Source organism: uncultured Arenimonas sp., assembly GCF_963976025.1.
Classification (GTDB): Bacteria; Pseudomonadota; Gammaproteobacteria; order Xanthomonadales; family Xanthomonadaceae; genus Arenimonas.
In genome coordinates, this window is record NZ_CAXBJS010000007.1 from 1 (window position 1) to 24554 (window position 24554).

21 protein-coding genes and 1 pseudogene are annotated in these 24554 nt (G+C 67.8%); 8 read left to right on the forward strand and 14 right to left on the reverse strand.

The window, feature by feature from the left end; genetic code table 11:
* Nucleotides 1–62: 62 nt before the first annotated feature.
* Nucleotides 63–365: a hypothetical protein gene (locus tag AACZ35_RS01075; RefSeq protein ID WP_339825009.1), complete on the reverse strand. Its 303-nt coding sequence runs from the start codon at nt 363–365 to the stop codon at nt 63–65.
* 102 nt (nt 366–467) lie between these two features.
* Here AACZ35_RS01075 and AACZ35_RS01080 point away from each other — a divergent pair, with 102 nt between their 5' ends.
* Nucleotides 468–1601 (forward strand): PilT/PilU family type 4a pilus ATPase, encoded by a 1134-nt coding sequence (locus AACZ35_RS01080; RefSeq protein ID WP_339825011.1) that lies wholly within the window; start codon nt 468–470, stop codon nt 1599–1601.
* 6 nt (nt 1602–1607) lie between these two features.
* Here the strand turns inward: AACZ35_RS01080 and maiA are convergent, their stop codons facing one another.
* The 4 genes from maiA to hppD all read right to left on the reverse strand — a co-directional run bounded on the left by maiA (nt 1608) and on the right by hppD (nt 6334).
* A complete protein-coding gene (gene maiA / locus AACZ35_RS01085; RefSeq protein WP_339825013.1) occupies nt 1608–2276 on the reverse strand; it encodes a maleylacetoacetate isomerase in 669 nt (222 codons plus the stop codon).
* A gap of 641 nt (nt 2277–2917) precedes the next feature.
* Nucleotides 2918–3913 carry a fumarylacetoacetate hydrolase family protein gene (locus tag AACZ35_RS01090; RefSeq protein ID WP_339825015.1) on the reverse strand — a complete coding sequence of 332 codons (996 nt, stop codon included), beginning with the start codon at nt 3911–3913 and terminating at the stop codon, nt 2918–2920.
* A gap of 24 nt (nt 3914–3937) precedes the next feature.
* Nucleotides 3938–5236, reverse strand: a complete 1299-nt coding sequence (hmgA, locus tag AACZ35_RS01095) for a homogentisate 1,2-dioxygenase (protein WP_339825017.1) — start codon at nt 5234–5236, stop codon at nt 3938–3940.
* 12 nt (nt 5237–5248) lie between these two features.
* Nucleotides 5249–6334, reverse strand: a complete 1086-nt coding sequence (hppD, locus tag AACZ35_RS01100) for a 4-hydroxyphenylpyruvate dioxygenase (protein WP_339825019.1) — start codon at nt 6332–6334, stop codon at nt 5249–5251.
* Between the two features lie 82 nt (nt 6335–6416).
* On the opposite strand from hppD, the gene AACZ35_RS01105 reads away from it, so the two are divergent.
* Nucleotides 6417–6869, forward strand: coding sequence for a MarR family winged helix-turn-helix transcriptional regulator (locus tag AACZ35_RS01105; RefSeq protein ID WP_339825022.1), 453 nt, complete (start codon nt 6417–6419; stop codon nt 6867–6869).
* 80 nt (nt 6870–6949) lie between these two features.
* Here the strand turns inward: AACZ35_RS01105 and AACZ35_RS01110 are convergent, their stop codons facing one another.
* From AACZ35_RS01110 to AACZ35_RS01120, 3 genes are all read right to left on the reverse strand, one after another.
* Entirely contained in the window at nt 6950–8527 is a 1578-nt protein-coding gene (locus tag AACZ35_RS01110) for a peptide MFS transporter (RefSeq protein ID WP_339825025.1), read from the reverse strand.
* Nucleotides 8528–8625: 98 nt separating this feature from the next.
* The gene (locus AACZ35_RS01115; protein ID WP_339825028.1) at nt 8626–10209 is read right to left on the reverse strand and encodes an AbgT family transporter; all 1584 of its coding nucleotides are present in this window, start codon (nt 10207–10209) and stop codon (nt 8626–8628) included.
* Between the two features lie 61 nt (nt 10210–10270).
* On the reverse strand, nt 10271–11131 hold the full coding sequence (locus AACZ35_RS01120) for a tryptophan 2,3-dioxygenase family protein (protein ID WP_339825031.1): 861 nt from the start codon (nt 11129–11131) through the stop codon (nt 10271–10273).
* A gap of 138 nt (nt 11132–11269) precedes the next feature.
* On the opposite strand from AACZ35_RS01120, the gene AACZ35_RS01125 reads away from it, so the two are divergent.
* From AACZ35_RS01125 to AACZ35_RS01145, 5 genes are all read left to right on the forward strand, one after another.
* Entirely contained in the window at nt 11270–15349 is a 4080-nt protein-coding gene (locus AACZ35_RS01125) for a hypothetical protein (RefSeq protein WP_339825034.1), read from the forward strand.
* Between the two features lie 116 nt (nt 15350–15465).
* Nucleotides 15466–16539 (forward strand): pyruvate dehydrogenase (acetyl-transferring) E1 component subunit alpha, encoded by a 1074-nt coding sequence (gene pdhA, locus AACZ35_RS01130; RefSeq protein WP_339825036.1) that lies wholly within the window; start codon nt 15466–15468, stop codon nt 16537–16539.
* Nucleotide 16540: 1 nt separating this feature from the next.
* Complete coding sequence (locus tag AACZ35_RS01135; RefSeq protein WP_339825038.1) at nt 16541–17521, forward strand: alpha-ketoacid dehydrogenase subunit beta; 981 nt, start codon at nt 16541–16543, stop codon at nt 17519–17521.
* Nucleotides 17522–17531: 10 nt separating this feature from the next.
* Nucleotides 17532–18917, forward strand: coding sequence for a dihydrolipoamide acetyltransferase family protein (locus AACZ35_RS01140; protein ID WP_339825041.1), 1386 nt, complete (start codon nt 17532–17534; stop codon nt 18915–18917).
* Nucleotides 18917–19306, forward strand: a complete 390-nt coding sequence (locus AACZ35_RS01145; RefSeq protein WP_339825044.1) for a VOC family protein — start codon at nt 18917–18919, stop codon at nt 19304–19306. The genes AACZ35_RS01140 and AACZ35_RS01145 overlap by 1 nt, the downstream gene beginning before the upstream one ends.
* Nucleotides 19307–19331: 25 nt before the next feature.
* Here AACZ35_RS01145 and AACZ35_RS01150 read toward each other — a convergent pair whose 3' ends face one another.
* The 3 genes and pseudogenes from AACZ35_RS01150 to trpS form a co-directional block, all read right to left on the reverse strand.
* Nucleotides 19332–20423 carry a sensor domain-containing diguanylate cyclase gene (locus AACZ35_RS01150; protein ID WP_339825046.1) on the reverse strand — a complete coding sequence of 364 codons (1092 nt, stop codon included), beginning with the start codon at nt 20421–20423 and terminating at the stop codon, nt 19332–19334.
* Nucleotides 20424–20478: 55 nt separating this feature from the next.
* The gene (locus AACZ35_RS01155) at nt 20479–20793 is read right to left on the reverse strand and encodes a hypothetical protein (protein WP_339825049.1); all 315 of its coding nucleotides are present in this window, start codon (nt 20791–20793) and stop codon (nt 20479–20481) included.
* 116 nt (nt 20794–20909) lie between these two features.
* Nucleotides 20910–22004, reverse strand: a pseudogene (gene trpS, locus AACZ35_RS01160) (tryptophan--tRNA ligase); the annotation flags it as partial.
* Nucleotides 22005–22109: 105 nt separating this feature from the next.
* On the opposite strand from trpS, the gene AACZ35_RS01165 reads away from it, so the two are divergent.
* On the forward strand, nt 22110–22901 hold the full coding sequence (locus AACZ35_RS01165) for a hypothetical protein (RefSeq protein ID WP_339825051.1): 792 nt from the start codon (nt 22110–22112) through the stop codon (nt 22899–22901).
* A gap of 73 nt (nt 22902–22974) precedes the next feature.
* On the opposite strand, the gene AACZ35_RS01170 is transcribed toward AACZ35_RS01165, so the two are convergent.
* The 3 genes from AACZ35_RS01170 to AACZ35_RS01180 all read right to left on the reverse strand — a co-directional run bounded on the left by AACZ35_RS01170 (nt 22975) and on the right by AACZ35_RS01180 (nt 24530).
* Entirely contained in the window at nt 22975–23115 is a 141-nt protein-coding gene (locus AACZ35_RS01170) for an entericidin A/B family lipoprotein (protein WP_339825053.1), read from the reverse strand.
* A 99-nt stretch (nt 23116–23214) separates the two neighbouring features.
* A complete protein-coding gene (gene rocF / locus AACZ35_RS01175; protein WP_339825055.1) occupies nt 23215–24135 on the reverse strand; it encodes an arginase in 921 nt (306 codons plus the stop codon).
* Nucleotides 24132–24530 carry a rhodanese-like domain-containing protein gene (locus AACZ35_RS01180; RefSeq protein WP_339825057.1) on the reverse strand — a complete coding sequence of 133 codons (399 nt, stop codon included), beginning with the start codon at nt 24528–24530 and terminating at the stop codon, nt 24132–24134. The genes rocF and AACZ35_RS01180 overlap by 4 nt, the downstream gene beginning before the upstream one ends.
* Nucleotides 24531–24554 lie beyond the last annotated feature (24 nt).

Consider the following 24554-nt stretch of genomic DNA (forward strand, 5'->3'; position numbering starts at 1 on the left):
CAAAGAGACCCCTCATCCGCCCTTCGGGCACCTTCTCCCGCAAGGGGAGAAGGGAAGAAAGATCAGCGCCAGCGCACCATCAGCCGTTCCAGGCCATGGAAATGGTACACGTCGTTGTAGCTCGGCGCTTCGGCCAGCCGCAGCTTGTCGGTCTTGCGCCGGGCATCCCGGGCGGCCAACCATTGGCCACGTGCCTGTTCCAGCGCCTGGGCGGCGTCACCGCGCGGCTGGGCGGACTCGGCGGCGATCACCGCGCGTTCGGCGGCGGCGAGCGCAGAATCGACCTCGTCGGCAGCGGCGTTGTGCGCGCAAAACAGCGAAACGGCCAGCAGGATTGGCAGTGCACGATGGATTTTTAACGGCATTAGTGTCATAAGGCGAACTCGCAGGTGGGCGTTTCGGCGGAGCCATTGTAGCCACGCCGGGCCACCCACCGGGACCGAACCAGGGGATGCAAGGATACTGACATGGACATCGGCTACTTCCTGAAGCTGATGACGGAAAAGAACGCGTCGGACATGTTCCTGACTACCGGCGCGCCCGTCTATATCAAGGTTGAAGGCAAACTCTACCCGCTTGGCAATACCGGGCTTCCGGCCGGCATGGTCAAGAAGATCGCGTACTCGCTGATGGACGAGGGCCAGGTGCCCGCCTTCGAGCGCGACCTGGAATTCAACATGGCCATCGCCGTGAAGGACACCGGCCGCTTCCGCGTGAACGTGTTCAAGCAGCGCGGCGAAGTGGGCATGGTCATCCGCGCCATCAAGTCCGAGATCCCGGGCATCGACCAGCTCAAGCTGCCGGCGGTCCTGAAGGACATCGTGATGGAGCAGCGCGGGCTTGTGCTGGTCGTGGGCTCCACCGGCTCGGGCAAGTCCACCACCCTGGCCGCGATGATCGACCACCGCAACGCCAGCACCACCGGCCACATCCTCACCATCGAGGACCCGATCGAGTTCCTGCACAAGCACAAGAAGTCGATCGTGAACCAGCGCGAGGTCGGCCTGGACACCCACGCCTTCCACAACGCGCTCAAGAACGCCATGCGCGAAGCGCCGGACGTCATCCTGATCGGCGAGATCCTCGACGCGGTCACCATGGAGTCGGCGATTGCCTTTGCCGAAACCGGCCACCTGTGCATGGCCACCCTGCACTCGAACAACGCCGACCAGACCCTGGACCGAATCCTGAACTTCTTCCCGGAGTCGGCCCACAAGAACGTGCTGATGAACCTCTCGCTCAACCTCAAGGCGATCATCAGCCAGCGCCTGGTGGTGGGCAAGGACGGCAAGCGCCTGCCGGCCGCCGAAATCCTGATCAACACTCCGATGATCCGCGACCTCATCCGCCGCGGCGAGGTGCACGAGATCAAGGAAGCGATGGACAAGTCGCTGCAGGAAGGCATGCAGACCTTCGACCAGTCGCTGTTCCGCATGTACAAGGAAGGCAAGGTCGAACTGGAAGAGGCGCTGCGCAAGGCCGATTCGCGCGATGGCCTGGCCCTGAAGATCCGCCTGTCCGAAGGCGCCACCGGCGAACACGATCCCTACGCCGACATGTACGGCGGCGCCGGTCCGGGCAGCGAAACCCAGCCCTACTGAGCCGGCTCAGCTGCCGGCGGGAGCATCCGGCTGGTTTTCCGGCCGGGCGGCGTCGAACGCGTCCAGCGCCAGGCATTCCTTGGTGATGCGGCGGATGGTTCGGTAGGGCGCCATGTCCACTCCGAAACGCTCGGCGTTGTAGACCTGCGGCACCAGGCAGCAGTCGGCCATGGTCGGCACGTCGCCGTCGCAGAAGGCGCCGGTGGACGGGTTGTCGCACAGCGTGTCCTCGAGCGCGTCGAAGCCCGCCTTCACCCAGTGCCGCACCCAGGCCTCGCGTTCGGCCTGTGGCACGTTCCAGGTGTTCTCGAAGAACTGAAGCACCCGCAGGTTGTTGAGCGGGTGCATGTCGCTGGCGATCAGCTGCGAAATGGCGCGCACGCGCTGGCGGTCGCGGGCCGTGGCCGGCATCAGCGGCGGCGTCGGCCAGGTTTCGTCCAGGTACTCCATGATCGCCAGCGACTGGCGCAGGATGCGGTTGCCGTGCAGCAGCACCGGCACCAGTTCCTGGGGATTGAGGTCGCTGAAGGGCGCCTTGTGCTGCTCGCCGCCGTCGCGCACCAGGTGCACGGCGACGGTCTCGAAGGGCAGGCCCTTGAGGTTGAGCGCAATGCGCACGCGATAGGCGGCGCTGGAGCGCCAGTACGAATACAGCCGGATCGAGCCCGCGTTCATGGCGAATCCCCTCTGCCAAGCCTGCTTCCGGCCAAGCATACGCCGGGCCGGGCCGTTTTTGTTCCATAGCCCTTTGTGGGAGGGACTTCAGTCCCTCTGCCCTTGGCCTTGGCCTTGGCCTTCGGCCAAGCAACCCGTCGCCGGCGGAAGTCTCGCGGGTGGAGGCGCCGCGCCTTCGCCCCGGCCGACACGCCGTGAACCCATCCATGGGGGCTCATCGTCGACATCCATGTCTCCGATGGTCGGCCGGGGCGAAGACGCGACACCTCCTCAAGGTCACGGGGTGGCCGATGGGAGAGCGGTTTCTCGGTAAATCGGGGCATCAGCGCATTCGTTGCTTAAAAGCGAGCGCGCCTTGCGCTCTTGATCTCCTGGCGGCCCCGACATTCATTCCAGGAGGTAGCGTGCAGTCGCCCTGGCCGACCATCGGAGACATGGATGTCGACGATGAGGCTACATGGACGTACTTGCGCCGTGTCGGCCAGGGCGACTGCACGCTGCCTCCACCCGCGCAAGAAACACGAACCGGCGCCCTGCTTGGCCAATGGCCAAGGGCAAAGGCTCGGGACTGAAGTCCCTCCCACTGGAGCTCAAGCAAAGGATTCGCGCCTGAAGGCGCTCCTACAGAGGAGTGGGGATCTTCAGGCCTTCTGGATGCGCTGCTCGATGGCCCCGAAGATGCTGTGGCCGGCCTTGTCGATCATCTCGATGCGCACGGTGTCGCCGAAGGACATGAAGGGCGTGCTGGGCTTGCCGTCGCGCAGGGCTTCGACCGTGCGCTGTTCGGCGAAGCAGCTGGCGCCCAGCGAGGTGTCCTCGTTGGCGACGGTGCCAGAGCCGACGATCGTGCCAGCCGACAGCGGCCGGGTTTTCGCCGCATGCGCGACCAGCTGGGAAAAGTCGAACTGCATGTCCACACCGGCCTCGGGCGCGCCGAACCACTTGCCGTTGACGTGGGTCAGCAGCGGCAGGTGCAGCTTGTTTCCCTTCCAGGCATCGCCCAGCTCGTCCGGGGTGACGAACACCGGGCTTAGCGCCGAACGCGGCTTGGACTGCAGGAAACCGAAACCCTTGGCCAGTTCGCCGGGGATCAGGTTGCGCAGGGAGACGTCGTTGACCAGGCCCACCAGCTGGATGTGGCCGGCTGCCTCGGCGGGCGACGCACCCTGGGGCACGTCGTCGGTGACCACCACCACTTCGGCTTCCAGGTCGATGCCGTGCGCCTCGTCGGCCACCAGCACCGGGTCGCGCGGGCCATAGAAGCCGGCGCTCACCGCCTGGTACATCAGCGGGTCGGTGTAGAAACTTTCCGGCACCTCGGCGCCGCGCGCCTTGCGCACCCGCGCCACGTGCGGCAGGTAGGCGCTGCCATCGACGAATTCATACGCACGCGGCAGCGGTGAGGCCATCTGGGCGAAATCCACGGCGAACACCGGCTCGCCGTTCACCGTTTCCGGCGTGCCGGCTTCAAGCGCCTCGTAAACCGCGTTGAGCCGCGGCGCCGCGTTGGACCAGTCTTCCAGCGCGCGCTGCATCGTCGGCGCGATGCCGGTGGCCTTCACGGCGCGGGTAAGGTCGCGCGAAACCACGACCAGCGTGCCGTCGCGGCCGCCTTCCTTGAGGGAACCCAGTTTCATCGCTTGCTCCTTGCGTGCCGCGGCTCAGCCGCGGCGGGTGGGGTCGAAATGTTTTTGCAGGCCCTGCCAGCAGGCCTGGTAGTCGCGCTGGCGGTGGCCGGCGTCCAGGGCCTGGGCCGCGGGCCGGATGACGCTGCGCGATTCGAACATGAAGGCCATGGTGCCGGTGATCACGTCGGGCTTGCTCAGATCGGCGTTCGAGGCTTTCTCGAACGTCGCCGCATCCGGCCCGTGGCCGGTCATCGCGTTGTGCAGCGAACTGCCGCCCGGCACGAAACCTTCGGCCTTGGCGTCGTAGGCGCCGTGCACCAGGCCCATGAACTCGCTGGCGATGTTGCGGTGGAACCACGGCGGCCGGAAGGTGTCCTGGGCCACCAGCCAGCGCGGCGGGAAGATCACGAAGTCGATGTTGCTGGTGCCTTCGGTGTCGCTCGGCGAATGCAGCACCAGGAAGATCGACGGGTCCGGATGGTCGTAGCTGATCGAGCCGATGGTGTTGAAGCGGCGCAGGTCATATTTGCTGGGCGCGTAGTTGCCGTGCCAGGCGACCACGTCCAGCGGGCTGTGGCCGATGTCCGCGCGCCACAGGCTGCCCTGGAACTTGGCCACCAGCTCGAAGTCGCCCTCGCGGTCTTCCCAGGCCGCCACCGGCGCCAGGAAATCACGCGGATTGGCCAGGCCGTTGCTGCCGATCGGGCCCAGGTCGGGCAGGCGGAACATGGCGCCGAAGTTTTCGCAGACGTAGCCCCGGGCCTCGCCATCGGGCAGCGAAACGCTGAAGCGCAGGCCGCGCGGGATCAGCGCGATTTCCTGCGGTTCGACCTCCAGCACGCCCAGCTCGGTGGCGATGCGCAGCCGGCCCTGCTGGGGAACGATGAGCAGCTCGCCGTCGGCGTCGTAGAAGTAGCGCCCGTCCATGTCCTTGTTGGCCGCGTACATGTGCACGCCCATGCCGGTGCCGGCCCAGCTGCCGCCGTTGCCGGCCATGGTGAACAGGCCGTCGATCCAGTCGGTCGGCGCCGTCGGCATCGGCAGCGGATTCCAGCGCAGCTGGTCCGGGGTCACCGGGCCGTGGCCGAAGTCGTTGTGGAAACCCGCATGGGCCAGTTCCGAAAACGGCCCGTGCATCGCCGCCGGCCGGATGCGGTAAAGCCAGCTGCGCCGGTTGCTGGCGCGCGGCGCAGTGAACGCCGTGCCGCTTACCTGCTCGGCGTAAAGACCATAGGCCACCTTCTGCGGCGAGTTCCGCCCCACCGGCAACGCCCCGGGCAGCGCCTCGGTCGCGAACTCGTTGCCAAACCCACTCTGGTAATCCAGGCTCATGCCGGGCTCCGGTCAGAGAACGCCGCGGCGCATCTGGTCGCGTTCGATGGACTCGAACAGGGCCTGGAAGTTGCCTTCGCCGAAACCTTCATTGCCCTTGCGCTGGATGATCTCGAAGAAGATCGGGCCGAACGCGTTCTGGGTGAAGATCTGCAGCAGCTTGCGCTGCTTGGTTTCCGGGTCGGCGTCGATCAGGATGCTGTTCTTGCGCAGGCGGGCGACGTCTTCGCCGTGCTCCGGGATGCGCTGGTCGATGACATCGAAGTAGGTGTCCGGGGTGTCCAGGAACTTCACGCCGGCCTGGTGCATGGCTTCCACCGAGCTGTAGATGTCGTCGGTGAACAGCGCGATGTGCTGGATGCCCTCACCCTTGTACTCGCGCAGGTATTCGTTGATCTGGCTCTTCTCGTCGCTCGACTCGTTGAGCGGGATGCGCACCACGCCGTCGGGCGCGGTCATCGCCTTCGACAGCAGGCCGGTCTTGGCGCCCTTGATGTCGAAGTAGCGGATCTCGCGGAAGTTGAACAGCTTCTCGTAGTAGTCCGACCACTTCTGCATGTTGCCCATGAACAGGTTGTGGGTCAGGTGGTCGATGAAGGTCAGGCCAAAGCCCTTGGGGTGCTGGTCCACGCCCGGGATCGGCGCGAAGTCCGCGTACAGGTCGTCGCGGCCGTCGTCGACCAGGTACAGCATGCAGTCGCCGATGCCCTTGACCACCGGCGCGTCCACGGCACGGGTGTCGGCGCGGTGGTCCTGGCGCTCGCCGCCGTTGGCCAGCACGTGCTTGAGCACCTCGCCCGAGGGCTGCTTGAAGCGAATGGCGAAACCACAGGCCGAGGGGCCGTGCTTGGCCGCGAAATCCGAAGCGAAAGAATCCGGTGACTCGTTGAGCAGGAAATTGATGGTGCCCTGGCGGTACAGGGTGATCGGACGGCTCTTGTGCTTCGCCACCGCGGTGAAGCCCAGGTTACGCAGGTACTGCGCCATCGCCTCGCCGCGATCGGCCGGCGCGGCGAACTCAACGAACTCGAAGCCGTTGATGCCCATCGGGTTTTCGAAGGTGGTGGGCTGCATGCCCAGGTTGGGTTGTGCGCTCATTGGAACCTCCGGATTGCCGCTTGCATGGGGAAGACGTCCGTTATAGTTTCACTTGAAACCATTTGCAAGGTGCGCCGCCGCAATGCCTGAACGGGACATCCTGGACCTGGAGCATTTCCTGCCCTACCGGCTGTCGGTGCTGTCGAACCGCATCAGCCAGGACATCGCCCGCCTGTACGCGGACCGCTTCGGCCTGGGCATCACCGAATGGCGGGTGCTGGCGGTGCTGGGCCGGCGCGACGACCTGTCGGCCCGGGAAGTGGCAGAACGCACGGCCATGGACAAGGTCGCCGTCAGCCGCGCCGTGGCCAGCCTGCAGGCCGCGGGCCGCATAGAACGCGACACCCACGGCGACGACCGCCGCCGCTCGGTGCTGCGGCTCAGCCCGGCCGGCCGGGCCATCTACGAAGACGTTGCGCCGATGGCCCTGGCCTACCAGCGCCGGCTGCTCGAAGGCCTGGACCCCGACGAACGCGCCACCCTCGACCGCCTGCTCACCCGCGTCGAAGAGCGCGAGGCCGCCACCCGCGACTGACGGCACCCCAGTGGGAGGGACTTCAGTCCCGAAAAGAAAACGGGGCCCGAAGGCCCCGTTTTTTTGCTTCGCCCGATACCTCAGGGCCTGGGATGCGTACCACCCGCCTGCGGCTCGCCGATTTCCGACTTGCCCGGCACGTCGTCCTCGAAGTCCTTGAGCGTGTCGAGGTGCATCAGCTTCTTCACCAGCGGCGCGATGACCACCATCGCCACGCCCACGCCCACGGCTACCCAGCCGACCGTCGTATAGACCTCGAGCACGCGCTCGGGGCCGGCGTTGTCCACGCCTTCGGCACCCGTGGCGGCGGCGATCATGCCGGCGACGAAGTTGCCCGACGCCGAAGCGAAGAACCAGGTGCCCATGATCAGGCTGGCCAGGTGCGCCGGCGACAGCCGGTTCATCGCCGACAGGCCCACCGGCGACAGGCACAGTTCGCCGGTCGTATGCAGCAGGTAGATCAGGAAGATGAACAGCACCGGCGTCATGCCGCCTTCGCCGATCGCCGAGGAACCGGCCACCAGCACCAGGAAGCCGGCGCCGAGCTGGATGACACCCAGGCCGAACTTGGCCGGCGACGACGGCTCCAGGCCACGACGACCCAGGAACAGCCACAGCCCGGCGAAGACCGGACCCAGCAGCACGATGTAGATCGCATTGATCGACTGGAACACCGAGGCCGGCACTTCGTAGCCGAACATGCTGCGGTCCACCGAGCGGTCGGTGAACAGGTTCAGCGACGAACCCGCCTGCTCGAACAGGGCCCAGAACAGGATCGAACCGAAGATCAGGTACATGGCCGCGAAGATGCGGTCACGGTCGTGCGCCGGCAGCTTGAACACCGCGGTGAACATCACGTAGGCCACCAGGATCGCGCCGGCGCCCATCAGCAGGTAACCGACCAGGTCCTGGTACTGGATAAGCAGCCAGACCACGCCGACGCCGGCGATGCCCACCAGGTACAGCCACCATTCCATGCTCAGGCCGGCCGTGCGGTTGGCCAGGCGCACCGGGTCGGGCGCTTCGCCCTTGCCCATCAGCGCCGGCTTGCCGATCACGAACACGACCAGGCCCAGCAGCATGCCCAGGCCGGCGGCGCCGAAACCGTAGGCCCAGCCATAGGTCTGGCCCAGCCAGCCCGCGATGATCGCGCCCAGCGCGGCACCCAGGTTGATGCCCATGTAGAAAATTGTGTAGGCCGAATCGCGGCGCAGGTCGGTGCGCGGGTACAGCTGGCCGACGATCACCGAGATGTTGGCCTTCAGGAAACCGGAGCCGACGATGATGAAGCTCAGCGCCAGCCAGAACCAGTCCATCGCCCAGCTCTGCTGGCCGCCCTCGCCTTCCACCGCCATCAGGCAGTGGCCGATGGTCAGCAGCACGGCGCCGTAGAGCACGGCCTTGCGCTGGCCCAGGTAGCGGTCGGCCAGGTAACCACCCAACACCGGCGTGATGTACACCAGCGCGGTGTAGGCGCCATAGATGATCGACGATTCCTCGTCACTGAACATCCAGTGCTGGACGAGGTAGAAGATCAGCAGCGCACGCATGCCGTAGTAGGAGAAGCGCTCCCACATTTCGGCGAAGAACAGGACGTAAAGTCCGCGCGGGTGGCCGAAGAAGGTCTTTTCCTCGGCGGTAGTCGGATGGGTGGCCACTTGGTTGCTTACTCCCCTGGGTAATCAAAGTGAAACAAGGCGCGAAGGTGTAACCGGTGGGGGCCGGCGGCGTCAAACGCCGGCCGGCCCGTTCAGCTTCAGCCGCCTGCCGGGTAGGTGAAGCTCGAACCCACGCCCAGCGGGATGCCCAGGGCCCAGAAGCCGATCAGGAAGCCGGTCCAGACCACCAGCAGGGTGATCGAGTACGGAAGCATCAGCGCCAGCAGGGTGCCGACGCCGGCGCCCTTCACGTACTTCTGGCAGAACACCACGATCAGCGGGAAATACGGCAGCAGCGGCGTGATGATGTTCGTGGAGCTGTCGCCGACGCGGTAGGCGGCCTGGGTCAGGTCGGGCGAGACGCCCAGCTGCATCAGCATCGGCACCATCACCGCGCCGATCAGGGCCCACTTGGCCGAAGCCGAGCCGACCATCAGGTTCACGAAACCCGACAGCAGCACGATGCCCACCAGGGTGGCGGCCATCGGCAGGCCCATGGCCTGCAGCAGGTTGGCGCCCTTGATCGCCATCAGCACGCCCAGGTTCGACTGGCCGAAGGCGTAGATGAACTGCGCGGCGAAAAACGCCATCACGATGTAATAGCCCATGCCCGACATCGCCTTGGACATGCCGGCGATGATGTCGCGGTGGGTTTTCACCGTGCCCGAGACGTAGCCGTACACGGCACCCGGGATCAGGAAGAAGATGAAGATCAGCGGCACGATCGAACGCATCAGCGGCGAGGTGAAGGCCAGCAGCGGGTGCGTGCCCGGCGCCAGGGTGGCCGGGTCGGCGCCCCAGGGCGTGCCGGCCGGCACCAGGGTCAGCACGAACAGCATGATGGCAATCGCCATCGCCACCATGGCCCAGGCCAGGCCCTTGCGCTCTTCGGGCTTGAGCGGGCTCATGGTCGGCATTTCGCTGACGTCGCCGTCGACCTGCGTGCCCTTGAGCCGCGGTTCGATCACCTTGTCGGTGAGGAACCAGCCGACCAGCATGATCAGCACCGTCGAGCTGGTGGTGAAGACGTAGTTGTTGAGCGGGTTGACCTCGTAGGCCGGGTCGATCAGCTGCGCCGCCGCCTGGGTCAGGCCGGCCAGCAGCGGATCAAGGCTGGAGGGCACGATGAAGGTCGCCGAGAAACCGCCGGACACGCCGGCGAAGGCCGCCGCGATGCCCGCCAGCGGATGCCGGCCGGCGGCGTAGAAGATCACCGCACCCAGCGGGATCACCAGCACGTAGCCCGCGTCCACGGCCACGTGGCTGAGGATGCCGACGCCGATCAGGGCCGGGGTGAGCAGCATCTTCGGGGTGACGCCCAGCATCGCCCGCAGCGCCGCGTTGATGAAGCCGGTGTGTTCGGCCACGCCCAGGCCCAGCATCGCCACCAGCACCACGCCCAGGGGCGCGAAGGTGACGAAGGTATTGACCATGCTGGCCATGAAGCCGGTCAGGCTGGTGCCGCTGAGCAGGTTGACGATCTGCACCGGGTCGCCGCTGCGCGGGTCGAGCTCGGCGAATTCCATGTTCGACATCAGCGCCGACACCGCCCAGGTGACCAGCATCAGGATCAGGAACAGCACCGCCGGGTCGGGCAGTTTGTTGCCCAGGCGTTCGACCAGGTCGAGGCTGCGGGTGATCCAGCCGCGCTTGGCGAGATCGGGCGGGGAGGCTTCGTTCATGGTGGCTCCGGGCGGTCATCGGACAAGGCCCGAAGACTAGCAGCCCGCCCGCCCGGATGCCTCAGCCCGGCTGGCCCAGCACGGTGCGCACTTCAAACAGCTCCGGGAAGAAGGTTAGTTCAAGCGCTTGCTTGAGGAAGCCGACCCCGGAGCTGCCGCCCGTGCCCCGGCGGTAGCCGATGATGCGCTCGACGGTCTTCATGTGGCGGAAGCGCCAGAACTGGAAGCTGGCTTCCACGTCCACCAGCTGTTCGCAGGTGGCATAGGCCTCCCAGTGGGTGTCGGTGTCTTCGTAGATGGCCTTGAACACCGGCACCAGGCCCGGCTCGCGTTCGTGCGGCAGCGACCAGTCGCGCTCCACGCAGCCGGCCGGGATGGCGTAACCCTTGCGGTGCAGGTGGCGCAGGAATTCGTCGTACAGGCTGGGCGCGTTGAGCACGGCCTCCAGCTCGGCGGTGGCGGCCGGGTCGTGCGAGAACACCTTCACCATGTCGGCGTTCTTGTTGCCCAACAGGAACTCCACCAGCCGGTACTGCAGCGACTGGAAGCCCGAGGCCGGGCCCAGGATGTCGCGGAACTGCAGGTAGTCGGCCGGGGTCAGGGTCTCGAGCACCGACCACATCTCGGTCAGCTGGCGCTGCACCTGCTTCACCCGGGCCAGGATCTTCTGCATCGGGCCCAGCTCGTCGTTCTGCAGGCAGGCCAGGGCGGCCCGCAGTTCGTGGATCAGCAGCTTCAGCCACAGCTCCGACACGTGGTGCTGGACGATGAACAGCATCTCGTCGTGGTGCGGGGGGTCCGACAGGGGCTTCTGGGCCGACAGCAGGGTGTCGAGCTGCAGGTAGCCGCCGTAGGTCAGGCGGTCCTTGAGGTCGGTGGTGATGCCCTGCTCCAGGGCGCGTTTATTCGGGGGCTGGGACAAGGTGGTTCCCGGATTTTGCTGGGGTGCACAAGATTAGCCCCCCGGAACCGTAACGCCAACGAAATCAAAAACGGCTAACATTCGCCTGCGAAGGCCGTCAATCGGCCTTTTGCGTCTTTTACCAGGGGAAAACCAATCATGAAGCTTGCGCCACGCGCGTCCGCGTTGCTCGTCCTGTGCCTGATGGCCGGGGCGGCCACGGCCCAGGTGTCCCTCACCGGGCCCGCCTACACCCAGGATTTCAACAGCCTCGCCAACAGCGGCAGCGGCCACACCGCCCTGCCCGCAGGCTGGCTGCTCAGCGAGTCGGGCACCAATGCCAACGGCCAGTACCAGGCCGGCACCGGCAGCGGCAACTCGGGCGACAGCTACAGCTTCGGCGCCAGCGGCTCCACCGAGCGCGCGCTGGGCGGCCTGCTGTCGGGTTCGCTGAACCCGACCTTCGGCGCCTGCTTCACCAACAACGTCGGCAACGAAGTCACCGCCCTGGACATCGCCTACACGGGCGAGCAGTGGCGCTCGGGCACCGCCGGCCGCACCGACCAGATCAACTTCCAGTACAGCCTCGACGCCACCGGCCTGACCGACGGCGCGTGGGTGGACGTGGATGCGCTGGACTTCGTCACCCCCAACACGGTGGGCACGGGAGCCAAGGACGGCAACGACGCCGCCAACCGCACGCCCCTGTCCAGCCAGATCGCCGGCCTGGCCATCGCCAACGGCAGCGGCTTCTGCATCCGCTGGACCGACGTCAACGCCTCCGGCGCCGACGACGGCCTGGCAGTGGACGACTTCTCGCTGACGCCGGTGTTCGTGGCGCCGGGTGCCGACATCGGAGCGACCATTTCGGTTGATCCGGGCGCGGTGGCCGCGGGCGGGAACATCACCGTCCGCACCACGGTCAGCAACCTCAGCGCGATCGCCAGCGATCCCTGGATTTACCGTATGACCGGCGGCCAGGACCTCGGCTTCATCTCGGGAAACCTCTACGACCCGGTGGGCAATATCGGGTTCACTGGCTGCAACCTCTCCGGCGCGTCGACCCTGACGCTGACCTGCAGCAGCTCCGGCGCCGAGGCAAACAGTGCGATGTCGGTGGTTCTCACCCTGTCGATCGGTGCCGGTGCCCAAGGCCCGCTGGTTTTCGAAGGTTACTTCGAAGGCCTTGATAGCGACACGGCGCAGGGCAACAACCGCCCGCGCGTCGTCGTCCCGCTGGACGGCCAGACGTCTGATGTCGCCGTTGCGCTGTCCGACAGCGTCGACCCGGCCGTGCCCGGCACCAGCCTCACCTACACCGCCACGGTCACCAACAACGGTCCCGGCCGCACCTACGGCATGAGCCTGAGCCTGCCGCTGCCGGCCAACACGACCTACGTCGGTTCGACCTTCGACCCCGCGCTGTTCGACGTCTGCGACGTGCAGGGCGGCGTGCTCGAGTGCACCGGCGGACAGTTCGTCAACAACGGCGCCAGCGGCAACGTCACGCTCGAAGTGCTGGTGGACGCCGGTTTCCTCGGCAACCTCAGCACCACCGCCACCGCCGGCTCGCTGGTCCCGGACCCGGTGCCGGGCAACAACAGCGACAGCGAAACCACCCTGGTCGAGATCCCGCGCCTGGCGATCCATGCGGTCCAGGGCGCCGGCCTGCAGTCGCCGGTGAACGGCCAGCTGGTCGAGATCGAGGGCATCGTCACCGCCCAGCGCTTCAACAACGCCTTCTTCGTGCAGACCGTGCCCGGCTCCGAGGACGCCAACCCGGCGACCTCCGAAGGCATCATGGTGTTCACCGGCAGTGCGCCGCCGGCCTCCGCCGCGGTGGGCAACCGCGTGATCGTCTCGGGCACCGTCGAGGAGTACCGCTCCTCGTCCAATCCGCACCAGGGTTTCATCACCGAGATCATCAACCCGACCGTCAGCGTGGTGAGCTCCGGCAACGCCCTGCCGGCACCGGTGGAGATCACGGCGGCGATGATGGATCCCTCGCTGCCGCCCGAGTCGCTTGAATACCTCGAGGGCATGCGCGTGTCCGTCGGCCGCCTGGTGGCGACCGCCCCGACCGAGGGCAGCCTGGACGAAAACGACGCCCTGGCCTTCCCCAACGGCAACTTCTGGGGCGTGGTCGAAGGCATCGAGCGTCCGTTCCGCGAGCCCGGCGTGGGCGTGCAGGACGTCGGCCCGGCGCTGCCGGCCAACACCCCGCGCTTCGACACCAACCCCGAGCGCCTGCGCATCCAGAGCCGCGGCCAGGTGGGTGCCAGCCCGATCGTGCTCGACACCGGCGCGCTCGTGACCGGCCTGGTCGGCGTGCTCGACTACGGCTTCGGCACCTACATCCTGATGCCCGACCCCACCGCGCCCATCGTCGTCGAAGGCGGCGCCGGCCCGCGTGCCGTGCCCGACCCGGCCATCGACGAGTTCACCATCGCCGGCGCCAACATGCTGCGCTTCTACGATGAAGTGAACGATCCGGGTGGCGACGTCGCCCTGACCCCGGTGGCCTTCGAACGCCGCCTGGCCAAGGCCGCGCTGGCGATCTGCGACTACATGAAGGCGCCGGAGATCATCGGCGTGGTCGAAGTCGAGAACCTGCGTGCGCTGAGCATGCTGGCCGACCGCGTGAACAGCACCTGCGCCCTGGGCCCGCAGTACGCGGCCTACCTGGAAGAAGGCAACGACGTCGGCAAGATCAACGTCGGCTTCCTGGTCGACACCACCGAAGTCGGCCCGGGCATCCCGCGCGTGCAGGTGGTTTCGGTCACCCAGTACGGCAAGGACGCGACGATCACCAACCCCAACGCCAGCACCTCGACCATGAACGACCGGCCGCCGCTGGTGCTGCGCGCCGTGGTCAACGCCGGCAACGGCGCCAGCTCGCCGGTGACCGTCATCGGCAACCACCTGCTGTCGCTGATCGACATCAACGACAACGATCCCGGCTCCAACGGCTACAGCAGCAACGGCGAACGTCGCCGGGTGAAGCGGGCCGAGCAGGCGGTGTTCGTGGCCGACCTGGTCGAACAGTTCCAGCAGGCCAACCCGGCCGAGCGCATCGTGCTGCTGGGTGACTTCAATGCCTTCGAGTTCAGCGACGGCTACGTGGACGTGATGGGCATCATCACCGGCCGCGAAGCCGCCAACGACGCCGTGCTGGAGTACCGCGACAGCCCGGTCACCGTGCCGCTGACCAACATGACCACGCTGTCGGCCCCGGAGGATCGTTATTCCTTCTCCTTCGAGGGCAATGCCCAGGTGCTCGACCACATGGTCGTCAACCAGGCCCTGCTGGACTCGGCCCCGCTGCGCACCGAACACGCGCGCATCAACGCCGACTTCGGCATCGACAACTTCGGTGATGAAACCCTGGCCCTGCGCTCTTCGGACCATGACCCGGTGGTGCTGTACGTCGGCGACGTGGCTTTCGTCAGCACCGACCTGGCCATCGGCGCCGTCGCCCCGGCCAGCGCCATCGCCGGCGACGACATCCCGATGCAGGTCACCGTCAGCAACCCGGGCCCGGAAGCGGCCACCGACGTGCTGGTGAGCCTGGTGCTGGACGCCGAACTGCCGGCCCTGGCCGTCACCGCCCCCGCCGGCTTCGCCTGCGGCCCGGCGACGATGGCCGCCGGTGAAACCACGGTGGACTGCGCCATCGCCGAAATGCCCCCGGGCAGCGTGGTCTTCGACCTGGTGGCCTCGACCGCCCTGGACACGGTCATCCCGGTTGACGGGCTGACCCTGACCGCCCGCGTCCAGACCACCCGCACCGACGGCAACATGGCCAACAACGTGGCCACCGCCACCGTGCAGGTGGCGCCGCCGACGGCCAACCTGGGCCTTTACGTCGCCGAACTGCCGCCCCTGAACCGCCCGCAGCGTGAAGGCGTGGTCGGCATCATGGTGCGCAACTTCGGCCCCGACGCCGCGCCCGGCACCTGGTTCGAGTTCACCGTGTCGACCAGCCTGTACGAAGTGCTGCCGGAACCGCCCGCGGGCTGGGCCTGCGCCCTGTCGGCAAGCTTCCGGGCCTCGCAGGTCTTCCGCTGCGAATTCGCCGGCCGCTACGCCAGCCGCCAGGCCGACGTGCTGCGTTTCCGCGTGAAGGCGCTGCGTTCGACCACCGCGGCCTTCCAGGCCGAGGCCGGCAGCGCCGCGAACGACCTGAACCTGCGCAACAACGAGGTGCAGGGCAGCTTCCGGGTCGGCATCGGCTACTGATCCCTACGCCAACGTAGGTTTGAAAGGGCGCGGCTCCGGCCGCGCCCTTTTCTTTTGCGCGGCTTGCACTGGCCCGGCGCGGGCTGTTATCAAGCCCTTCTGCCCCGGAGGACCGAATGAGCACCGTCGCCACCTTCGAAATCGAATACCTTCAATACCTTGGCCCGGATGGAAGGCTGGTTCGCGAGGACCTGCCCGAGTTCGCCAGGGACCGCCGCAACCTGGTCGAGCTGTTCAAGCACATGCTGATGGTGCGCACCTTCGACACCAAGTCGGTGGCGCTGCAGCGCACCGGCAAGCTGGGCACCTACGCCAGCTGCCTGGGCCACGAGGCCGCGCACATCGGCATCGGCAGCGCCATGCAGTACGACGACGTGCTGGCGCCCAGCTACCGCGAGTACGGCGCCCAGTTCATGCGCGGCGTGAAACCGCGCGACGTCCTGATGTACTGGGGCGGCGACGAACGCGGCAACGACTTCTCCGGCCCGCCGCACGACTACCCCTGGTGCGTGCCCATCGCCACCCAGTGCCTGCACGCGGCCGGCGCCGCGCTGGCCTTCAAGCTTCGCGGCGAACCGCGCGTGGCGGTCACCTGCGTCGGCGACGGCGGCAGCTCCAAGACCGACACCTACGCCGCCATCAATTCGGCCGGTGCCTACACCCTGCCCTTCGTGCTGTGCATCATCAACAACGGCTGGGCGATCTCGGTGCCGCGCAAGGCCCAGACCGGCGCCAAGACGCTCGCGCAGAAAGGCATCGCCGGCGGCCTGGACTGCGTGCAGGTGGACGGCAACGACATCATCGCGGTGCGCGCGGCCATGGACCACGCGCTCAAGCGCGCCCGCAACGGCCACGGCGGCAGCGTGCTGGAACTGGTCACCTACCGCCTGTCCGACCACACCACCGCCGACGATGCCCGCCGCTACCGAGACGACGCCGAGGTCAAGGCCGCCTGGGAACGCGAACCGATGTCGCGCCTGCGCACCTTCCTGATTTCCGAAGGTGTCTGGAGCGAGGCCGAAGAGGCAGAGTGGAAGGAAGAATGCGGCAAGCAGGTGGACATCGAGGTCAACGCCTACCTGGAAACCAAGGTTCAACCGGTGGAAGCGATGTTCGATTACCTCTACGCCGAACTGCCGGCCGACCTGGAAGCCCAGCGCGCCGACGCGATCAAGTGGGAGGGCCGCTGAGATGGCCGCCATCACGCTTATCGAGGCGATCACCCAGGCCCTGGCCTGGGAAATGAAGGCCGACGACACCGTGCTGGTGATCGGCGAGGACGTCGGCGTGAACGGCGGCGTCTTCCGCGCCACCGCCGGCCTGCAGCAAAGCTTCGGCGACCAGCGCGTCATCGATACGCCTCTGGACGAAACCACCATCGCCGGCCTCACCGTTGGCCTGGCCTCGCAGGGCATGAAACCCGTGGCCGAGGCGCAGTTCGACGGTTTCATGTACCCGATGGTGGACCACATCATCTGCCACGCGGCGCGCTTCCGTTACCGCACCCGCGGCCGCCTGACCTGCCCGATGGTGCTGCGCGTGCCCTGGGGCGGCGGCATCCGCGCACCGGAACACCACAGCGAAGCCAACGAGTCGATCTTCACCAACGTGCCGGGCCTGCGCGTGGTCATGCCGAGTTCACCGCAGCGCGCCTACGGCCTGCTGCTGGCCGCGATCCGCGACCCGGATCCGGTCATCTTCATGGAGCCCAAGCGCATCTACCGGCAGTACAAGGAAGAGGTGCCCGACGACGGCGAGGCACTGCCGCTGGACGTGTGCTTCCAGCTGCGCGACGGCGACGACCTCACCCTGGTCTCCTGGGGCGCGCAGGTGAAGGAAACCCTGGAAGCCGCCGACGAGCTGGCCAAGCAAGGCATCAGCGCCGAGGTGATCGACGTCGCCACGCTCAAGCCGCTGGACTTCGACACCATCCGCGAATCGGTGGCCAAGACCGGCCGCTGCGTGATCGTGCACGAGGCGGCAAAAACCGCGGGATTCGGCGCCGAGATCGCCGCGCGCCTGGCCGAAGAGTCCATGTACGACCTGCTGGCCCCGGTCGAGCGCGTCACCGGCTACGACACCCATATCCCCCTGTTCCGCCTCGAAATGAAGTACCTGCCGAGCGTGGAAAAGATCGTCGCCGCCGCCAAGCGCGCGCTGGCGGCGGGCTGAGGAAACAGACATGAGCGACAAGAAACTCTTCAAGCTGCCAGACCTGGGCGAAGGCCTGCCCGACGCCGAAATCGTCGAGTGGCTGGTCAAGGAAGGCGACGTCATCAAACTCGACGAACCGCTGGTGTCGATGGAAACCGCCAAGGCCGTGGTCGAGGTGCCTTCGCCGTTTTCCGGCAAGGTCACGCGCCTGGCCGGCAAGGCCGGCGACGTCATCGAAACCGGCAGCTGGCTGGTCGAGATCGAGATCGACCCATCCCTGCCCCAGCGCGCCGATGCCCAGGACACCGGGCATTCGCACGGCCACAAGGGCGCCGGCAAGCCCGTGCCCAACGAAGAATCCCGCGACGACGGTGACGACCTGACGGTGGTCGCCTCCGACGAAGGCGGCGAGATCCGCGAGGAGCCGCAGGACGAGGCCGAAGAATCGGCCGACGCCGGCACCGTCGTAGGCGCCATGCAAAGTTCCAACGCCGTGCGCAGCGAACAGGCGTCCGTGGTCGGCGGCGTGCGCGCCATGCCGGCCGTGCGTGCGCTGGCGCGCAAGCTCAAGGTGGACCTGTCACGCGTGAAGGCGACCGGCACCGACGGCGTGGTGACGGCGGCGGACGTCAAGAAAGCGGCGGCGGATGGCAGCGCACCCGCGGGCGCAGGCGGCCGCGCCGCGGCACCGCCGGCAGCGCCGCCCGTCCCCGCACGGGAAGCCTCCGGCGGCGGCAGGCCGGCCACTGGCGGGACGAAGGCCGCCCCGGCCGCGCTCGACGTCGACGAACCCATCCGCGGCGTTCGCCGCAACATGGTTCGCACCATGTCCCAGGCCCATGCCGAGGTCGTGCCGACCTCGCTGATGGACGACGCCGACATCAACGCCTGGGCGCCGGGCGAGGACATCATGGCGCGCATGATCCGCGCGATCGCCGTCGCGGCCGAAGCCGAGCCGGCGATGAACGCCTGGCTCAATGCCAAGGAAGGTACCCTGCGACGGCATGCTCGCGTGGACGTGGGCATTGCGGTCGATTCGCCCGAGGGCCTGTTCGTGGCCAACCTGCGCAACGCCGAACGGCTTGAGCCCTACCAGGTGCGCCAGGCCATCAACCGCATCCGCGACGGCGTCAAGAACCGTTCGCTGCCGCCGGAAGAGCTGCGCGACTACACCATCATGCTGTCGAACTTCGGCGTCTTCGCCGGCAAGTACGCCACGCCCGTGGTGGTACCGCCCTGCGTGGCCATCATCGGCGCCGGCCGCCTGCACCACGCCGTCGTGCCGGTGCTGGGTGGGCTGGAAACGCACCGCATCATGCCGCTCTCGCTCACCTTCGATCATCGCGCCGCCACCGGCGGCGAGGCCGCGCGTTTCCTGCGCGCGCTCATCGACGACCTGCAGAGGGCGCGCTGATGGCCCACCACAGCCGGCTTGCGGGCTTCATCATCGACTGCGAAGGCGGCTCGCTGGGCGAGGCCGCCGGTTTCTGGAGCCAGGCCCTGGGCCTGTCCATCACCGACCCCGACGAGGGCGGACAGGACAAGTACGCCTGCCTCGACGGCAGCGCCCTGGGCCTGCACATCGAAGTGCAGAAGGTCCAGCACCCTCCGCGCGTGCACCTGGACCTGGAAAGCGACGACATCGAAGCCGAGGCCCGGCGCCTGGTGGCCCTGGGTGCCAAGGAAGTTTCGCGTCCGCGCGACGGCCGCTGGATCGTGCTCGAAGCGCCCACCGGGCATCGTTTCTGCGTGGTGCGCGCGCGCGAGCGCCTGACCCGCGCCAACGCCAGCGTATATCCCTGACCGCGGCCGCGGCAGGCCTACCCGTCTAGTCTTCGGCGACCTCGATCCGGTTACGGCCGCGCCGCTTGGCCTGGTAAAGGGCCTGGTCGGCGCGTTCGAATACCTCTTCGGTGGCGTCGCGGCCGGCCTGGCCGCTGGCGATGCCCGCCGACAGGGTCACCGGCACCGGCAGGTCCGGGTGCCGCGCCACGGTTTCGCGGATGCGTTCGACCACGGTGATCGCGCCGTCCGGCGGGGTCGAGGGCATCAGCACCAGGAATTCTTCGCCGCCGTAGCGCACGGCCACGTCGCCGCCGCGCACCGCCTGCAGGATCTGTTCGCCGACCAGGCGCAGCACGTCGTCACCGGTGGCGTGGCCGTGGTTGTCGTTGATGCGCTTGAAGTGGTCGATGTCGAGCACGGCCACGGTGAACTGGCCGCCGCCGGCCCAGAAGCCACCCAGGGTCGCGTGCTCCAGGCCGCCGCGGTTGAGCAGGCCGGTCAGCGAATCACGCCGGGCCTCTTCGGCCAGGGCGGTATTGCGCGCCTCAAGGCTACGCTGGTAGTCCTGCAGTTCGCGCGTGGCCAGCTCACGTTCGGCCAGCAAACGCTGGGCCTCGAGTTCACGCCGGCGAAGTTCCAGCAGGGCCACCGCCATGCGCGCCAGCGCGCGCAGCGACTCGACCTGTTCCAGGCTCAGCTCGCGCGGCACCACGTCCACCACGCAGACCGAACCCAGCGCGAAACCATCGGGCGTGACCATGGGCGCGCCGGCGTAAAAGCGCAGGTGGTCTTCCCCCGTGACCTGCGGGTAGTTGCGGAACACCGGGTGCTGCGAGGCGTCCCGGACGATGGTGACTTCGTCGGGCCTGCGGATAGCGATGTCGCAAAAGGCGATGCCCCGTTCGGTTTCTTCGCCCTTGATGCCGCGACTGGCCTTGAACCACTGCCGCTCTTCGTCCACGAAGGTGACCACCGCCTGCGGCGTGCCGCAGATGGTGGTGGCCAGCTGCACCACGTCTTCGAAGGCCTGGTCGGGCAGGCTGTCGAGGATGCGGTAGCGCCGCAGTGCCTGCAGGCGGCGCTGGTCGTCCGGAGGCGGACTCCAGCCGTTGGGCGGGCCAGGGTTCGTGTTCATCGCACTTCCTCGCTCGCGGAGTCCGTGCAGTCTAGGCCAGGTTGGCCCGGGGAAATCAAACGGCCTGGCGGAAGCGCTGCCCGCGCAACGCCCAGGCGACGCCAACCACCAGCAGGAAGGCCTTGTAGGCCAGCAGGCTGGCCAGCACCTGTCGCCAGATGGGCCCGGCCTCGATGCCGGTGGCCGCCGTGGCAAAACCCCAGCGCCCGGCCAGGAAGGCCGCCAGGAAGGCCAGGGCCAGCGCGGCAACGTCGAAACGCCGGCGCGCCGCTGTCTTTTCCAGCGTGCGCGGGTAGAACCAGTACAGCACGCCCAGGATCGCGAACCAGGGCAGGAACAGGATGAGCGCGAGGTCGGCGACGTCGGCCATCAGGCGCCCTCCTCGACGAAGGCCCGCAAGGCCGTTTTCGCGGCCTCGAGGGAAATGCCCGGCGCCAGCACGCCTATGCGGACGTCGCCCAGCCACAGCCCGCCCTCCTCTTCGCGCAGGTCGCTGGCGCCTTCAAGTTTCAGGCGCGCGACCCGGACGCCGGCATCACGCGGCGAGTCGAAGCCACCGCCGCCCAGCAGCTCTTGGCCTTCGCCATCAACGAGCTTGAAGTGGAAGCGGCCGTCCTTCTCCCGGTACTGCTTGAACTCGGGGCGGATCCTTTTCGCGGCTTCCGCGGTCCTGGTCACCGCCTGCTCGCGCAGGTCGCGCAGTCCCACGGCCCGGCGCAGTTCGGTCATCAGCGGTTTGGCGATACCCCGGGCCTTTTCGCCGCCGGCGCGCAGGACCTGCTCGATGTGGTCGGGGCGGGCCATCAGCGCGTCGTACCTCTCGCGCAGCGGCGCCAGCTCCTCGTCCAGGCGTTCGAACAGGGCCTGCTTGGCCTCGCCCCAGCCAATGCCGTCGGCAAAGGCCCGGGCGAAGTCCGCCGACTGCGCCGGCGTTGCGAAAGCCTGGTGCAGCTGGAACAGGGCCGAACCTTCGGTGTCCTTGGCTTCGCCCGGCGCCCGCGAATCGGTGACGATCGAGAACACCAGCTTCTTCAGCGTTTCGCGCGGCGCGAACAGCGGGATGGTGTTGTCGTAGCTCTTGCTCATCTTGCGGCCGTCCAGCCCCGGCAGGGTGGCGACGTTTTCTTCCACCGCCGCTTCGGGCAGCACGAAGTGTTCGCCGTACAGATGGTTGAAGCGGGCGCCGAAATCACGCGCCATCTCGATGTGCTGCACCTGGTCGCGGCCCACCGGCACCGAGTGCGCCTTGAACATCAGGATGTCGGCGGCCATCAGCACCGGGTACATGAACAGGCCGGCGCTGATGCCGGCGTCGGGGTCTTCGCCGGCGGCGGTGTTCTTGTCCACCGCGGCCTTGTAGGCGTGGGCGCGGTTGAGCAGGCCCTTGCCGGCCACGCAGGTCAGCAGCCAGGTCAGCTCGGGGATCTCGGGAATGTCGGACTGGCGGTAGAACCACACCTGGTCCGGATCCACGCGCGGCTGGCGGCTGGCGGCCACGGCCGGGCGGATGGCGCCGGCGTAGTTGCCCAGGTGCGGGGTGCCGGAGGTGGTGATGCCGGTAAGTACGCGGGTAACGGTCATGGAGTTTTCGGGCGAAGGAACCCCGCGAGTTTACCGCGTCGGCGGGCCAACCCCGTTCCGGCCGCCGGAACGTTGCATTGCCTACCCCCGAACGAGGAGTCCGCCATGAAATCCCTGAACGCCCTGCTTGTGCTCGCCCTGGCCGTGCTGGCCAGCCCGCCCGCCTGCGCCCGCCAGGCGTCCCTGGTCGACCTGCAGGTGCAGGACCTGGAGCTGGGCCACAGCCTGCCCTGGCACCCGCACCGCGGCCGCCACTACGTCGAAGGCCGGCCCGGCCACCGCTACAGCCTGGTGCTGCAGAACACCACCGGCGAACGGGTCCTGGCGGTGGTGTCCGTGGACGGCGTGAACGCCATCAGCGGCGAAACCGCCGGCACCGGCCAGGCCGGCTACGTGCTGGGTCCCTGGCAGCGGCTGGAGGTGCGCGGCTGGCGCAAGAGCCTGTCCGAGGTCGCGCAGTTCCACTTCACCGCCCTGCCCGACAGCTATGCCGCCCGCACCGGCCGGCCCGACAACGTCGGCGTTATCGGCGTGGCGGTTTTCCGTGAACGCCAGGCTCCGGCCTACCCCTCGTATCCGGCGCCGATCGCGCGCCAGGAGTCCCGGGCCTCGGGCAAACCCGGCCACGCCAGCGACGCTGCCGCGCCGTCGGCGGAAGCGAGCCGCATGGACGAGGGCCTGGCCCGACAGCAACTGGGCACCGGACACGGTGAACGCCGCTGGGACGCCGCCACCACCACCCGCTTCGAACGCGCCAGCCGCCGGCCGGCGCAGACCCTGGAGCTGTATTACGACGGCACCGAGGCCCTGGTGGCCCGGGGCGTGCTGCCGCGCCGCTGGCGGCACTACCACGACGCCCCGGAGGCCTTCCCGATCGGTTTCGCCCCGGATCCCTGAAACCCGCGCAAAGAAGAAGGCCGGGCATGGCTGCCCGGCCTTCTGGATGTCGATCAGTCGCGAAAGGCGGCGATCAGTTCTTGGCTTCCTGCGCCGCTTCCTCGAGTTCGTCGCCGGCCTTGGAGACATCCTTGCCGAAACCTTCGACGGTGTTGCAGCCAGAAAGCGCGAACGCGGCAAGCATGGCCGCCAGCATCAGACGGGTACGGGTCATGGGTAACTCCTGTGGGTGGGTTGCCCGCTGAGTCTAGGCCCAGCGACGGGGCTGTCAATCATTGCCCGCGCATGTTTCACGGATGATTCACGCCCCGGTTCAGTCGCGCATCAGGGTGGACTTGCCGAACAGGCTTTCGACCAGGTCCACGGCCAGTTTGCCGGTGCGATTGTGGTCGTCGTAGGCCGGATTGAGCTCCATGATGTCCAGCGAACCCAGGCGACCGGTGTCGGCGATCATTTCCATCACCAGCTGCGCCTCGCGGTAGTTCGGGCCGCCCGGCACGGTGGTGCCCACGCCGGGGGCGATGGACGGGTCCAGGAAGTCCACGTCGAAGCTGACGTGCACGTGGGTCTGGTCGTCGATGCCTTCCAGGGCTTCTTCCATCACCCGCTTCATGCCGATCTCGTCGATGTAGCGCATGTCGTAGATGTCGACGCCGTATTCCTTCACCAGGCGTTTTTCGCCCTGGTCGACCGAACGGATGCCGATCTGGCGCAGCACAGCCGGGTCGATCGCCGGGGAGTCGCCGCCCAGGTGGGTCAGGGCCTTGGGACCCACGCCGCACAGGCAGGCCACGGGCATGCCGTGCACGTTGCCCGAAGGCGTGACGTCGCTGGTGTTGAAGTCGGCGTGGGCATCGAGCCAGAGGATGCGCAGCTTCTTGCCGGCGTCCTTGCAGTGGCGCGCGACGGCCTTGATGCTGCCCAGGGCCAGGCAGTGGTCACCGCCCATCAGCACCGGCAGGCGGCCCTGGCCAAGCTGGGACTGCACGGCTTCCATGACCAGGCGGTTCCATTCCACGACCTGTTCGAGGTGGCGGTAGCCATCGGTCGGCGGCAGCCAGGGATTGGCCGGGCCAGCGAGGTTGCCGGCGTCGATCACGTCCAGGCCGCGCTCGCGCAGGGCTTCGCCCAGGCCGGCCACGCGCAGGGCTTCGGGGCCCATGACGGCGCCACGATGGCCGGCGCCGATGTCGGTGGGGGCGCCGATTAGCGCCAGGGTGCGCGAGAGGCTCATTCGGCGGCCTCCGCCTTGGCCGGCACTTGCACCGGGCGTTCTTCTTCCTGCCAGCGCAGCCAGCTGCCTTCGACCTGGCGGACCTCGATGCCGGCGTCTTCCAGGATGTCCTGGGCCGTGCTGGCGCGTTTGCCGCTGCGGCAATACACAAGCACCCAGCGGTCGCGGTCGATTTCGTCCAGGCGCGCGGCCAGCTGGTCGTGCGGGATCAGCACGGCGCCGGGCAGGTGGCCCTGGGCGAATTCTTCGGGCGTGCGCACGTCGAGCAGCAGGGGCGCATCGTCACGTTTGCCGATCTCGGCGACCGCGGCCGGGGCGACCGCCGGGCGGCCGGCCTGCGCGGCCAGGGGCAGCGCGGCGAGCATAAGCAGGGAAAGCGGGATGAAACGGCGCATGGCGTCGGTTCCTGTGGAGCGGGG

Coding starts and splice junctions, on each gene's coding strand:
- AACZ35_RS01135 (WP_339825038.1), top strand. CDS start 16,541: ATGGCCGCCATCACGCTTATCGAGGCGATCACCCAGGCCCTGGCCTGG.
- AACZ35_RS01105 (WP_339825022.1), top strand. CDS start 6,417: ATGCCTGAACGGGACATCCTGGACCTGGAGCATTTCCTGCCCTACCGG.
- AACZ35_RS01155 (WP_339825049.1), bottom strand. CDS start 20,793: ATGGCCGACGTCGCCGACCTCGCGCTCATCCTGTTCCTGCCCTGGTTC.
- AACZ35_RS01145 (WP_339825044.1), top strand. CDS start 18,917: ATGGCCCACCACAGCCGGCTTGCGGGCTTCATCATCGACTGCGAAGGC.
- AACZ35_RS01170 (WP_339825053.1), bottom strand. CDS start 23,115: ATGACCCGTACCCGTCTGATGCTGGCGGCCATGCTTGCCGCGTTCGCG.
- pdhA (WP_339825036.1), top strand. CDS start 15,466: ATGAGCACCGTCGCCACCTTCGAAATCGAATACCTTCAATACCTTGGC.
- AACZ35_RS01165 (WP_339825051.1), top strand. CDS start 22,110: ATGAAATCCCTGAACGCCCTGCTTGTGCTCGCCCTGGCCGTGCTGGCC.
- AACZ35_RS01180 (WP_339825057.1), bottom strand. CDS start 24,530: ATGCGCCGTTTCATCCCGCTTTCCCTGCTTATGCTCGCCGCGCTGCCC.
- AACZ35_RS01125 (WP_339825034.1), top strand. CDS start 11,270: ATGAAGCTTGCGCCACGCGCGTCCGCGTTGCTCGTCCTGTGCCTGATG.
- hppD (WP_339825019.1), bottom strand. CDS start 6,334: ATGAGCGCACAACCCAACCTGGGCATGCAGCCCACCACCTTCGAAAAC.
- AACZ35_RS01140 (WP_339825041.1), top strand. CDS start 17,532: ATGAGCGACAAGAAACTCTTCAAGCTGCCAGACCTGGGCGAAGGCCTG.
- AACZ35_RS01090 (WP_339825015.1), bottom strand. CDS start 3,913: ATGAAACTGGGTTCCCTCAAGGAAGGCGGCCGCGACGGCACGCTGGTC.
- rocF (WP_339825055.1), bottom strand. CDS start 24,135: ATGAGCCTCTCGCGCACCCTGGCGCTAATCGGCGCCCCCACCGACATC.
- AACZ35_RS01150 (WP_339825046.1), bottom strand. CDS start 20,423: ATGAACACGAACCCTGGCCCGCCCAACGGCTGGAGTCCGCCTCCGGAC.
- AACZ35_RS01080 (WP_339825011.1), top strand. CDS start 468: ATGGACATCGGCTACTTCCTGAAGCTGATGACGGAAAAGAACGCGTCG.
- maiA (WP_339825013.1), bottom strand. CDS start 2,276: ATGAACGCGGGCTCGATCCGGCTGTATTCGTACTGGCGCTCCAGCGCC.
- AACZ35_RS01115 (WP_339825028.1), bottom strand. CDS start 10,209: ATGAACGAAGCCTCCCCGCCCGATCTCGCCAAGCGCGGCTGGATCACC.
- AACZ35_RS01075 (WP_339825009.1), bottom strand. CDS start 365: ATGCCGTTAAAAATCCATCGTGCACTGCCAATCCTGCTGGCCGTTTCG.
- hmgA (WP_339825017.1), bottom strand. CDS start 5,236: ATGAGCCTGGATTACCAGAGTGGGTTTGGCAACGAGTTCGCGACCGAG.